Source organism: Nocardiopsis alba, from assembly GCF_000710955.1.
Lineage (GTDB): Bacteria > Actinomycetota > Actinomycetes > Streptosporangiales > Streptosporangiaceae > Nocardiopsis > Nocardiopsis alba.
Genome location: NZ_BAZE01000004.1, coordinates 355,694 through 368,227, shown reverse-complemented (window position 1 = coordinate 368,227; position 12,534 = coordinate 355,694). Strand labels below are relative to the sequence as shown.

Here is a 12,534-nt window from a genome sequence, read left to right as displayed (position 1 = left end):
ACGAGTGGCTAGTTCCTCGACCGATCGCCGTGACACCCAGCCCCCGGCCGTCCCCGAGACGACCGAGGGGACGCGCGTCTATGTGCTCGACACCAGTGTCCTGCTCGCCGACCCGTTGGCCATGACCCGCTTCGCCGAGCATGAGGTCGTCATCCCCGTGGTGGTGATCACCGAACTGGAGAGCAAGCGTCACCACCCGGAACTCGGGTATTTCGCCCGCGGCGCGCTGCGACTCCTGGACGATCTCCGGGTGGTCCACGGCCGTCTGGACGTCGCCGTACCGGTGAACGACCAGGGCGGCACGCTCCGGGTGGAGCTCAACCACAGCGATCCGGCGATCCTTCCGGCGGGCTTCCGGCTCGGCGACAACGACACCCGGATCCTGACGGTGGCCCGCAACCTTCGGGAGGAGCGGACGGAGGAGGACTCCGTCGTCCTGGTCAGCAAGGATCTGCCGATGCGGATCAAGGCCTCGTCGATCGGTCTGGTGGCCGACGAGTATCGGGCCGAGCTCGCCATCGAGCACGGCTGGACCGGTATGGCCGAGCTGGACGTGCCCGCCGCCGACATCCAGGAGTTGTTCTCCGACGGTGAGAGCGAGATCGAGGAGGCCAAGGAGCTGCCCTGCCACACCGGGCTGGTGCTCGTCTCCGACCAGGGGCGCGCCCTGGGTCGGGTCCAGGCGGACAAGTCGGTGAAGGTGGTGCGGGGCGACCGTGACGTCTTCGGTCTCAAGGGACGCAGCGCCGAGCAGCGGATCGCCCTGGATCTGCTCGCCGACCCCGACGTCGGCATCGTCTCCCTGGGCGGTCGCGCCGGTACGGGCAAGTCCGCCCTGGCCCTGTGCGCCGGCCTGGACGCCGTGCTGGAGCGTGGCCGCCACCGCAAGGTGATGGTGTTCCGCCCGCTGTACGCCGTGGGCGGTCAGGAACTGGGCTACCTGCCCGGGAGCGAGAACGACAAGATGACGCCCTGGGGTCAGGCGGTGCACGACACCCTGTCGGCCGTGACCAGTGAGGACGTCATCGAGGAGATCGTGGACCGGGGGATGTTGGAGGTCCTTCCGCTCACGCACATCCGAGGTCGTTCGCTGCACGACGCGTTCGTGATCGTGGACGAGGCCCAGTCGCTGGAGCGCGGGGTCCTGTTGACGGTGCTCTCCCGGCTGGGCGAGAACTCCCGGGTGGTGCTCACCCACGACATCGCCCAGCGCGACAACCTGCGTGTGGGCAGGCACGACGGTGTGGTCGCGGTCATCGAGAAGCTCAAGGGCCACCCTCTGTTCGCGCACGTCACCCTGACCAGGTCCGAGCGTTCTCCGATCGCCGCCCTGGTCACCGAGATGCTGGAGAACTGACCCTCGTCCCCGAGGTCCCCTGAACGACCGGTCCCCGACCCCGACGACGTACGTGGCCCCTCCACCCCGCCGGTGGAGGGGCCACGCCCCTTGTCAGCGGAGGCGTCCGAGGTAGTGCCCGGCCCGGCGCAGCCGGTTCAGCCCGGCCTCGTAACGTGCTCCGACGAAGAGCAGTAGTAGACCGATCACGGCGATCGGCACCCAGTTGGGCATCGCCCGGGTCAGATCCCACAGCGGAGGGCCGAAGGCGCGCAGCGAGACGAGGAACACCCCGGTCGCTCCGATCAGCAGGGGAGCGAGCAGCCGGGCGCGCATGCCCCACAGGGCCATGGCCAGGCCGACGGCCAGGGCCGCGGGCACCCGCCATTCCATCCCATCGCCGTCGAGAGCCGACAGCACCGTGGGCAAAAGGAGCAGGACGAGCCCGCCGCCGTGGGTCAGGAGGCTCGACACGGGCCTCTCGGCGCGGCGCGACCATTCGTGGCCGATGGCCACGAAGGCGAGCGCCGGAGGGACCGTGTACGCCTCGGGAACGGAGACGTCCCAGGCGTACAGCACGGTCCACAGCGCGCAGAGCATCAGGATCCCGCCGACCGCGGCCGTCCATCGGCGGTCGGGGTGGAGGGCGCGGGCCAGGGCCAGCACGCCGACCACCGCCAGGGAGGTCGCCATCACCTCGGGGCGGGTGCCGAAGACGAGGGCCGTGCCGAGGGCGAGCGCCGCCCACACGGCGGCGGGGATCTCGGTCGACTCCAAGAGAGGGGAGGCCAGGCGCGGGGCCGCGGCGACGAAGGCGGCGACCACCAGGAGCGGACCGAAGGCCGCGTATTCGACCGATACGTCCAAGGTCAGGAGTAGGCCGAAGGCGAAGGCCCCGGTGGCGAAGGTCGCCGTGGCGGTGGAGGCGACGGCGATCGCCCGGGTACGGGCGAGTGCGGCGGACACGGAGGCGGTGACCGCGACCACCAACAGAACCCCCACGGTGGAGTAACGCTCCGACAGGGCCCAACTCGTCGCGAGCAGCAGGGTGAAGGCGCCGGCGGTCCACGGCACCAGGGCTACCCCGACCCGGCGGATCGGCCCGGCGCAGATCATCGACACCGATCCGACCAGCAGGGTCCACACCAGGGCGACCACGAAGGGCAGCCCCAGAGCGAAGGGCAACGGGACGAGGACACCCGGGGCGAGCAGCGCGGCGGCCCGGAGCAGCGGCCTCCGGTACACCAGCGCGACCACGAGCAGGGCCACCGCGCCGGAGATCAACGCTCCGAGGGCCACGGCCGGACCCGCCGCCGTGGAGTCGGGGAGCCCCACGAACTCGTGGGCCGGGCGGGTCAGGGCCTCGACCGGTGCCCCGTAGAGCGGGAAGGAGCGGGAGAGGAAGGCCACGACGGGGGCGCCGGGCGGCCCGACCACCAGGGGGAGCGACGTCAGCAGGGCCAGCCCGACGACTTCGAACACGTCGCGTCGCCCGGACCCCTCGGCCTTCGAGGAGGGGGCGGCGCGGAGCGGGGCTCCGGCGAGGACGAGGACGGTCGCGGAGAGAAGGACGAGTACGGCCCCCAGAAGCCACCACTGGTCCGGAGCCCGGCCGGCCTCGATCCGGATCCCGATCAGGTGGACGAGGCCCATGACCAGGGCCGTACCCCAGGTCAGGGCGGTTCCCAGAAGCAGAGAGGGCACCGAGTGGGGGCGGCGTCCGGCGTATCGACGCGCTCCGAGGGCGCAGATCATCGCGGTGAGGGCGACGATCACCAGGACGGTGAGGGTCGTGTACCCCTCGGGCAGGGCCCAGACGAGGCCCGCCACCAGGGTCAGGGCGCCGGTAATCGGCGCGACGAGGCCGGACCGGCCGGGCAGTACGGCGGACAGCAGCATCAGTCCACCGCCGAGCACCGCCGCCCCCACCGCGACCACGGACTGGGAGGCCCCCGCCAACAGGGGGAGGGGCAGGAGGGTCACGGGGGCCAGGAGTACGGCGAGGACGGGCAGGGCCCGTCGGTGCGTGCTCCACAGCACGCCCAGGGCCAGGAGCGCGGCCACCGGGATCGCGATCAGGTGGGGCAGGCTCGCCGGGGGCAGGAGGTCGACCGCCCGGTCTCCGAAGGAGAGTACGACGGCGGGCTCGGCCATGTCGGAGAGGGACAGGCCTCCGGGGGAGGAGATCGTTCGGGGCAGGGCCGGAAGGATCGGCGGTCCCGCGGCGAGGGGGACCAGGGTCAGAGTGGCCAGGCCCGCAGGTAGGTGCCAGGAGAGGGGGGAGGCGGGCTCCGTTCTCGGTCGGGCCAGGAGAAGGACGGCCGCCCCGGCCGGGAGCAGGGCCGCCACGAGGCCCCACCCGTGCCAGGGGTCGAACCGTTCGAAGGTGAGCAGGGCCAGAGTCGGGACGACCATGAGAAGGGTGAGCGTCCACATCGCGATGGCGGCCGCGCGCAGAGTGCGGAGCGGTGCCCCCGGGTGTGCGGGACCGAGGAGGCGCAGCACGACGGTGTCGGCGAGCGCGGTGGCGGAGATCGAGGCGAGGATCCAGGCCGGGGACGAGGAGGTGTCGACGGGCAGGGCCAGCACCAGGAGGAGCGGGATCGGCTGGGCGAACAGGGCGATCAGCACCGACGGGGAGCGAAGGGGGACGAGCCGTCGGTAGAGCGCCAGGAGCGAGCCGATCACCGCGAGGGCGGCGGCCGTGTAACCGGCGGTGTTGATGAGGCCGTCGGTGTGGAACCACAGGGCCAACGCGTCCAGGCAGAGCAGGCCGGCGGCCACGATGCCGAAGGTCTCGGCGGTGGAGCGCAGGCCGCGCCGGTACAGCGGCGGGGCGGGGAGGGCGAAGGCCAGGGTGATGGCTCCGAGCACGGTGGCCCGGGCCCCGGTCCCCATCGTGCTCCAGTTCCAGACGACGAAGACGAGCGCCGCGACACCGATGAGGAGGGCTCCGAGCCCGAGGATGACGTTCTGGGCCGAGTCGCGGACGCGACCGCCGGACGGGGCGCCTCCGGGCATCGGCGGTGGCCCCTGCGGGACGGGGGAGAGCCCCATGGCGGGGGCCTCGGACGGAAGGGGCCGCTCCGAGGAGCGTGCCGCCTCGGCTCCGACGGACGATTCCCGGCGCAGTCGCTCCAGGACACGGGGGCGTTCGGCGAGGAGGGTGCCTCGGCGTCGGTCCAGCGAGACCAGTTCCGCGTCGATCCACCACAGACGCTGCGCCGTGGGCCCTACGAGGGAGAGCGCGCAGTGCGGGCAGGCGTGGGCCGAGGGCGCGAGGGCGATACGGCAGTCGGGACACTGGGGACCCGCCCCGGGCGGCCACGGGGTTCCTTCGGCGTTCATACGGTTCATCCTGGGCGTCCCGCCCGTGCGGGCACATCCGTACGGGTACTCAGACGGCGGACGCGGCCCGGGATCACTCCGGGGGAGAGACGTGACACAGACCTGTCCGGACATGATCACCCCTTGACCCTTCGTGCCTCTTCGCAGGTCAGAGCGGTGAAATAACCGTACATTCCGTAATGTGATTCAGGACACGGTAAAAACGGCGTTACTTTACCGTGACGATGGTGCAGGCTGAATGCGCTGCACCGAGCAACCCCCTCCCGTGTGGGTGCCCCACCCCGTGGTCGGTCGAACGGTCGAAACCGTCCCCTCCACGGCAGGTCGTCGAGGGCCACGCGGTCCGACGCGGCGACCCACACCACGCGAACTCCCCCGAGCGGGACACGCGTGTGTCAACGTGAAAGGGCGATCTTGCTACTCAACCGCATCTCCTGGCGCCGGATGAGCGCCGTCGGTGCCGCCGCGCTGGTCGCGGGCGGCATGTTCACGGTCTCCGCCTTCGCGCAGACCGACGACGACGGCCTCGACCCGGAGAGGGCGGCCTCCACGGCGGCCCTCCCGGACCTCCAGAGCCCCGAGGCGGTGGACCTCTCGGACGACTTCTTCGCGAGCCCCTCTCCACAGGACGAGCGGGACCGCGAGGACCGACGTGAGGAGGCCAGGGAGCGCTCCGGCGCGGCGGTCGCGGCCGCGGCGTCGTCGGGAAGCGGCACGGGGAGCGGGATCGCCGAGCCGGAACCCGAGCCCGACCCGGAACCGGATCCCGAGCCCGCCGAGAGCCCCTCCACCGCCTCGTCGGCTCCCTCCGGTTCCTCCTCGGGCGGTTCGGTCCCCTCCGGCTCCGCGAAGGAGATCGCGTTGCAGATGGTGCTCGACCAGGGGTGGGACTCCGACCAGTTCTACGGATGCCTGGAACCGCTGTGGGAGAAGGAGAGCAACTGGAACGCCTCGGCCCAGAACCCGAGCTCCGGTGCCTACGGCATCCCGCAGTCGCTTCCCGGCAGCAAGATGGCCTCCCACGGCTCTGATTGGCAGACCAATCCGGCCACGCAGATCGCCTGGGGCATCGACTACATCAAGGGGCGTTATGGGACCCCTTGCGGTGCTTGGTCACACTCGCAGTCCGTCGGCTGGTATTAATAGGTTTTTCCCTGCCCTAAACCCCCTTTTGGGAAAGGCAAACGTGCTACTCAACCGTATGTCGCTGCGCAGTACCGCAGTGGTCGGTGCGGCGACCCTGGTCGCCGGCGCGACGTTCGCCGTCTCCGCCTTCGCGGACGACGGTCTGGACCCGGACGCCGCCACCAACGCGGCCACCGTCCCCACGTCCGAGGAACCCGCCACCGACACGGAGATCCGAGACGGTGACGAAGATTTCTTCGCCTCCGAGGAGTTGAGCGAGGACGAGCTCGCGGACCTGCGCGCCCAGGCCCAGGAACAGCGTGACTCGGCTCGAGGTGGAGGGGTGCTCAGCACCTCCGCCACCGGAAGCTCGATCCAGGAGGAAGAGGAGGAGGAAGAGGAGGAGTCCGACGAGGACGGGGGGTCCACCACGCCCCCGCCCAGCGGCGACCCCAAGGGCATCGCGTTGCAGATGGTGCTCGATCAGGGTTGGGGCGAGGACCAGTTCTCCGGCTGCCTCGAGCCGCTGTGGGAGAAGGAGAGCAACTGGAACCCCTCGGCCCAGAACCCGAGCTCCGGTGCCTACGGCATCCCGCAGTCGCTTCCCGGCAGCAAGATGGCCACGCACGGCTCCGACTGGCAGACCAACCCCGCCACGCAGATCGCCTGGGGCATCGACTACATCAAGGGGCGCTACGGCACCCCCTGTGACGCCTGGGCCCACTCCCAGTCCGTCGGCTGGTACTAGGTCGTGTTTTTTGGATCATTCCGCGCTCGCGTGGCCGGGCTTCCTCTCGCGGCGCCGACATCACTCGGACAGCCAAACCCGGGCGGGCCCCCGCTGTGCGATCCTGCGGAGCCTGCGTAGCAGGGCACAGTAGGGGCACCTTCGCTCGTCGTCTGGCGAGAGATCGCCCGGCTGCCGCTCGCCACGGATCGGCTCCGCCGATGCCGAACGAAAGCACCCAGAAAACACTCCCTAGTACCGGTCACGACCCCCGGATCCTCGTAGGAGGACCGAACACGAACGGCCCCGTGCGGAATCACTCCGCACGGGGCCGTTCCCCGTTCGAGGGAAGGTCAGCGGACCGGGGAGAAGGTCTCGATGATGTCCTCGGGGATGTTGTCGAAGTCCCCCTCCTCGGAACGCGGCACGTTGACCGTGACGAGGTAGAACATCCGGTGGTCTCCACGCTCCTCGACGGCCGCGTAGGCCCAGAAACGGCGTTCGGGATCGTTCCAGGTGTCGTTCACCAGGTCGGCCTCGACGTAGGCCACGTCCAGCCCGGCCAGGCCGTCGGAGAAGTCCTCCCGGTCGAAGTCCTCGGTGTCGAGGACCTCGTAGTCCCGGGTCTGTTCACCGTCGATGTCGGTGCCGGCGCGGCTCTGGTCCAGGAATTCGGCGCCGGTCCCGGTGAACTCCGTCTCCTCCCAGCCCTCCACCGTGATCTGGTGCTCCATGCCCGGGGCGACGAAGGTCGCGAAGGGCTCGTCGATCGCCTCGTTGGTGACCGTCCACCCGCCGGGGTAGGAGATCGAGAACCAGTCGGAGGTGTAGGGCTGGAGATCGTCGTCGTCGTACTGGGGCGGGGTCCCCTCGATCTCGATGGGCGCGTCCTGCTCACCACCGCCGTCACGCTCCCGGGGCGCGATGGTGTCCTCCGCGGAGAGGTCGCCACCGGCCTCTTCGCCCCCGACGAGCACTCCGATGACACCGAGACCCATCACCATCAGCAGGGCCGCGGCGGCGATGGAGAGCAGGGCGATCAACGGACCCTTGGAGGAGCGACGCCTCGGGACCGGACCGGAGGGGTGGCCCGCGGAACGGTGGCCGACCGGTGGAGGGCCGCCCATGTGACCCGCGCCGCCGGCTCCGGGGTAGGGGCCCTGGGCGTAGTACCCGGCGCCACCGGGGTGGCCGCCGCTGGGGGCATGGAGAGAGGGATGGGGCGTGGGGGATTCGACATGACCGAAACCCCCGGCCGCCATGGCGCCGGTCGGCCCACTGGACCCGCCACCGGCACGGCACCGCTCGAGCAGCTCCAGTGCCCGCTCCACGGTGAGTCTGCGGTCGGGGTCGCGTTCCAGCAGACCCGAGATCACCGGCTCCAGCCATCCGGCCCTCGTCATCGGGGGCAGCGGGGCGGAGATCACCGCGGCGATCGCCGCCGTGATGGAGTCCCGGTGGAAGGGGGACGATCCCTCCACCGCCGAGTACAGGGTCACACCGATGCTCCACAGGTCGCCCCGGTGTTCGGCCGGTCCGCCCTCCAGGCGCTCGGGGGGCATGTACTCGGGGGAACCGATCAGGGCGCCGGTCCGCGTGATGCTCGGCCCGCCCTCGATCGTGGCGATGCCGAAGTCGGTGAGGATGACCCTGCCATCGGAGGACATCATGATGTTGCCGGGCTTGATGTCACGGTGCAGGACGCCCGCGTTGTTCGCCGCTCGCACCGCCTTCAACAGGGACTCGGCGATGTCGGCGACCCGTTCCGGGGGGAGCGTGCCCTCTCGGGCCAACAGGTCCTGGAGGGAACCGCCCTCCACGAGCTCCATCACGACCCAGGGGTTGTTCTCGTAGTCGAAGACGTCGTGGATGGTGATGACCGTGGGGTGGGAGACCCGCGCCGCGGAGCGGGCCTCTCGACGCACACGAGCGTGCGCGTCGTCGCGCTCGGCGTCGGTGAAGTGGCCGGGGAGGAGCACCTGTTTGATCGCCACGACGCGGTCAAGGGCGGTGTCGTGCGCCTCCCAGACAATGCCCATGCCACCGCGTCCGAGCTCTCGGCGGAGCACGTAACGGTCGGCGATGGGGCGTTCGCTGTAACTCGACATCTGTCGCCCTCTCGAAGCGGGCTCTGTGCTGGGTGTTCTGGCAAGGATGTCCGATGTGCCCGACCGGCGAAAGGTTCCCGCGGACAAGAGGACGGAACCGAACCGGTACACAGCAGGGGGCACCCCGCGTGCGCGGGGCGCCCCAAGAGGAGTCCGTGGACGACCTACCGGGAGTTGGTCATCTTCAGGACGTCGAGGGCGGCGTCGAGCTGCTCCTCGGTGAGCTTGCCGTCCTCGATGTAACCACGCTCGACGACCACCTCGCGGATGGTCTTCTTCTCGGCCAGCGACTGCTTGGCGACCTTGGCGGCCTCCTCGTAGCCGATGTAGCGGTTGAGCGGGGTGACGATGGACGGGGAGGACTCCGCGTAGACGCGGCACTGCTCCTCGTTGGCCACGATCCCCGACACACAGCGGTCGGCGAAGACCGTCGAGACGTTGGCCAGCAGACGGATCGACTCCAGCACGTTGCGGGCGATCATCGGCAGCTGGACGTTGAGCTCGAAGTTGCCCGAGGCACCGCCGAAGGCCACCGCGGCGTCGTTGCCGACGACCTGGGAGGAGACCTGGAGCATGGCCTCGCACAGCACCGGGTTGACCTTGCCCGGCATGATCGAGGAGCCCGGCTGTAGGTCGGGCAGGAAGATCTCGGACAGGCCGGTGGTCGGGCCCGAGCCCATCCAGCGGATGTCGTTGGCGATCTTGCAGAAGCCGACGGCGATGGTCCGGAGCTGACCGGAGAGCTCGACCAGACCGTCGCGGGCGCCCTGCGCCTCGAAGTGGTCGCGGGCCTCGGTCAGCGGCAGGCCGGTGTTGGCGGCGATCTCGGCGATGACCCGGGCGGAGAAGCCCTCAGGGGTGTTGATGCCGGTGCCGACGGCGGTACCGCCGAGGGGCAGCTCGGCCACGCGCGGCAGGACGGCCTCGAGACGCTCGACACCGTAGCGGACCTGGGCGGCGAACCCGGCGAACTCCTGACCCAGGGTGACCGGGGTGGCGTCCATCAGGTGCGTGCGGCCGCTCTTGACGATGGAGGCGAACTCGACCGACTTGCGGGTGAGTTCCCCCTCCAGGTGCCGCAGCGCCGGGATCAGCTCGTTCTGCACGGCCGAGGTGGCGGCGATGTGGATGGAGGACGGGAACACGTCGTTGGACGACTGGGAGGCGTTGACGTGGTCGTTCGGGTGAACGTCCAGGCCGGTGCGCTCCTTGGCGACCGTGGCCACGACCTCGTTGGTGTTCATGTTGCTGGAGGTGCCCGAACCGGTCTGGAAGACGTCGATCGGGAACTCGTCGTTCCACTTGCCTTCGGCCACCTCGAGGGCGGCCTCGCGCACGGCCTCGCCGAGCTCGTCGGAGATCACGCCGAGTTCGGCGTTGACCTTGGCCGCGGCGGCCTTGATCTGGCCGAGGGCGGCGATGTGGGCGTTCTCCAGCCCCTGGCCCGAGATCGGGAAGTTCTCGACGGCACGCTGGGTCTGGGCCCGCCACTTGGCCGACGCCGGGACCTTGACCTCACCCATCGAATCGTGCTCGATACGGAACTCACTCATTGCAACCCAACTCTCCTGGGAAAACCTGTGACTAAAGCCTGCCAGACGCACGAGAGCACATCGCACCTCACCCGGCCTTCACGGTGTTGCGCACGTCATGTCGGCGTGTGAGCGCGTCCCTCCCCCCGGACGTGGGACCTCGACGAACGGCCGCGATCCCCGCCCGCTCGCGCGCTCTCGGCGGACGGGCGGGCCCGCCCCGAGGAGCGGGCCCGCGAGATCTCACAGACGCGTCAGAAGAGACCGGGTCAGAGCCGGATCGGACAGCGGTCGCACCGCCAACCGGACCAGGGCCCGGACGTTGTCGTCCCCGGCGACCCGGTTGGTGCCGAGCCCACCGCACGAGACGCAGCGATGGACCAGCATCCACTCGCCGTCCGAGCGCGCCGTCATCCCCACGGCCGTCATACGGCCACCGCAACCGGCCGACCGATCCCCGGGGAGCCGGCCGTCCACATGACGGCTGGTCAGACAGTTCGGACAGTGGTTGCGATGCGCGGTCCCCGGCGCGCGTGTGGACACGTCGAGTCGGCACTCCAGACAGCGGAAGGACTCCGCGGTCGGTCCGTGACGACGGCCCCGATCCCCGTGAGAACGCAGGGAGGTCTTGGGACGCTGAGGGCGCCTTCCTCCCCGGTCGGAACGTCGGCCCACGCTCACACCTCCCCGAGGAGTTCGAGCGGGAACGGCGGTTCCGCCAGTGGCCGTACGGCGATGCGCATGAGTACGAGACGGTTGTCGTCGGAGGCGACGTCCCCTTCGGAGAGCCCGTCACAGTGGGCACAACGATGGACGAGCCGCCAACGATCGTGATCGGAGACGACGGCGATCGGCCCCATGGGGCCACCGCAGTCGGAGCGTCCGCCCGAGCGCCGTTCGTGGACGTGGCGGCCGGTCAGACAGCTCGGGCAGTGGTCGCGTTCCGCCCCGTCCGGGGAGAGGACGGAGACGGAGGTGCCACAGCGTAGACAGGTGAAGGTGGACGTGTCGGCGATGCCGAAGGTGGGGTCGGTGTTGGACACCCGGAGACTCCTTGCCGAAGGATGAGAGGTTCATCAGCAAGAGCGCCGAGCGGGACTCGACGGAGGACGGTGCTCCGTTCAGCCGATCCGGAGGGTCCGGGACGGGCGGAGGACCGTGTTGTCATGAGGCGCGCTCGGCGCGTTCCGGGGCATACCCACCTGTCCTGATGTTCGTGGTCCGACCGTTCGACGGTAGCCGGGGAGCGGAGACCGGGGCAACGGGTTTTCCGGGGGACGGAGCGCGGCCCCGTTCCGGAACGAGTCCGTGAACGGGGCCGCGAGGGTGTCGGGATCGACCGACACCGAGGGAGCGCCTCGGATCAGACGAGGCCTCGACGCCTACGGGACAGGTGCAGCGCGCCGGCCCCCGCGGCCATCAGCGCGATGGCGGTGGCGAACAGGGCGGTGACGGCGGTACCGGTGGAGGCGAGGGCCTCCTCACCGGCGGCGTGGGCGCCGTGTCCGTCGGAGGCCGTGTCGGCGGTCCCCGCGTCCTCGGAGTCGGCGGTGGTCGCGGCGTGGTCGTGGTCGAGGTCCTCGTAGGCCGTGAGGTCCACGTCGAAGGCCTCGGTCTGCGCCGCCGGCATCACGGTGGCGTTCGTGCCTCCGAAGGTGACGTCGGAGCAGGTGTAGAACGCCTCGGGGCTGTCGGTGCGCTGCCAGATCGTGTAGATCAGGTGCTCACCGCTCTTCTCGGGCAGGCGGGCGGTCATCGTGTAGGTGCCGTTCTCGGCGACCGGCTGGTCGTCGATCGCGAAGGGCTCCGGCTCCAGCTCGTCCCAGGTGAGCGGGGTGCTCGGGTCCCAGTCGTCGGTGGTCACGTAGTACTCGATGTAGCCGGCGTGGGGGACGGCGGCGGTGTACTCGAAGGTGTAGTCGGCTCCGGAGGGCAACGGGGTGACGGCGGTGCTCGCCCAGTCGCCGGGGTTGTCCAGGGCCGAGTACTTGTCCCGGCCCGCGCTGCACAGCTGGCCGTCGGGGATGATCTCCCGGTGGCGTCCGTCGGCGTTGGCGAGGTTGACCTCGTGCCAGTCGTAGAGAGGCTGGGTGCCGTTCTCCTCGACGAGCCGGACGCACATCTCGGACTGCGGGGTCTCGGGGCCTTCGGCGTAGCAGGCGGCGATCCGGCTGATCGGGTCGCCGAGGGTGCCGTGGGCGGCGGCCGGGGTGACGGCCAGACCGGTGACGGCCACCGGAACGGCGGCCAGGACGGCGGCGGAGCGTGCGAGTCGTCCGAACCTCATCAGGGGGTTCTCCTCAAGTCATGGACAAGCGGGGGCACCGCGCGGGTCGCGAACCCGCGCGGTCGTCCGGG

General features: G+C 70.4%; 9 protein-coding genes. 3 read left to right on the top strand and 6 right to left on the bottom strand.

What is annotated here, in order from left to right:
• Positions 1-4: 4 nt before the first annotated feature.
• On the top strand, positions 5-1,357 hold the full coding sequence (locus TR33_RS10370) for an RNA 5'-3' helicase PhoH2 (RefSeq protein ID WP_014910017.1): 1,353 nt from the start codon (positions 5-7) through the stop codon (positions 1,355-1,357).
• 93 nt (positions 1,358-1,450) lie between these two features.
• On the opposite strand, the gene TR33_RS10365 is transcribed toward TR33_RS10370, so the two are convergent.
• Positions 1,451-4,684, bottom strand: coding sequence for an SCO7613 C-terminal domain-containing membrane protein (locus tag TR33_RS10365; protein ID WP_042282884.1), 3,234 nt, complete (start codon positions 4,682-4,684; stop codon positions 1,451-1,453).
• A 414-nt stretch (positions 4,685-5,098) separates the two neighbouring features.
• Between TR33_RS10365 and TR33_RS10360 the strand changes: the two genes are divergently transcribed.
• Both TR33_RS10360 and TR33_RS10355 read left to right on the top strand, forming a co-directional pair.
• Complete coding sequence (locus TR33_RS10360; RefSeq protein WP_042282883.1) at positions 5,099-5,827, top strand: aggregation-promoting factor C-terminal-like domain-containing protein; 729 nt, start codon at positions 5,099-5,101, stop codon at positions 5,825-5,827.
• Between the two features lie 43 nt (positions 5,828-5,870).
• Positions 5,871-6,557 carry an aggregation-promoting factor C-terminal-like domain-containing protein gene (locus TR33_RS10355; protein WP_014913563.1) on the top strand — a complete coding sequence of 229 codons (687 nt, stop codon included), beginning with the start codon at positions 5,871-5,873 and terminating at the stop codon, positions 6,555-6,557.
• A 332-nt stretch (positions 6,558-6,889) separates the two neighbouring features.
• On the opposite strand, the gene TR33_RS10350 is transcribed toward TR33_RS10355, so the two are convergent.
• The 5 genes from TR33_RS10350 to TR33_RS10330 all read right to left on the bottom strand — a co-directional run bounded on the left by TR33_RS10350 (position 6,890) and on the right by TR33_RS10330 (position 12,463).
• Positions 6,890-8,644, bottom strand: coding sequence for a serine/threonine-protein kinase (locus TR33_RS10350; protein ID WP_026125234.1), 1,755 nt, complete (start codon positions 8,642-8,644; stop codon positions 6,890-6,892).
• Positions 8,645-8,808: 164 nt separating this feature from the next.
• Positions 8,809-10,197, bottom strand: coding sequence for a class II fumarate hydratase (locus TR33_RS10345; RefSeq protein ID WP_014913620.1), 1,389 nt, complete (start codon positions 10,195-10,197; stop codon positions 8,809-8,811).
• A gap of 222 nt (positions 10,198-10,419) precedes the next feature.
• Positions 10,420-10,851 carry an RNHCP domain-containing protein gene (locus TR33_RS10340; protein WP_017535830.1) on the bottom strand — a complete coding sequence of 144 codons (432 nt, stop codon included), beginning with the start codon at positions 10,849-10,851 and terminating at the stop codon, positions 10,420-10,422.
• Between the two features lie 2 nt (positions 10,852-10,853).
• Positions 10,854-11,219, bottom strand: a complete 366-nt coding sequence (locus tag TR33_RS10335; protein WP_014912565.1) for an RNHCP domain-containing protein — start codon at positions 11,217-11,219, stop codon at positions 10,854-10,856.
• A 320-nt stretch (positions 11,220-11,539) separates the two neighbouring features.
• Positions 11,540-12,463 carry a lytic polysaccharide monooxygenase auxiliary activity family 9 protein gene (locus TR33_RS10330; RefSeq protein WP_017535829.1) on the bottom strand — a complete coding sequence of 308 codons (924 nt, stop codon included), beginning with the start codon at positions 12,461-12,463 and terminating at the stop codon, positions 11,540-11,542.
• Positions 12,464-12,534: the final 71 nt, after the last annotated feature.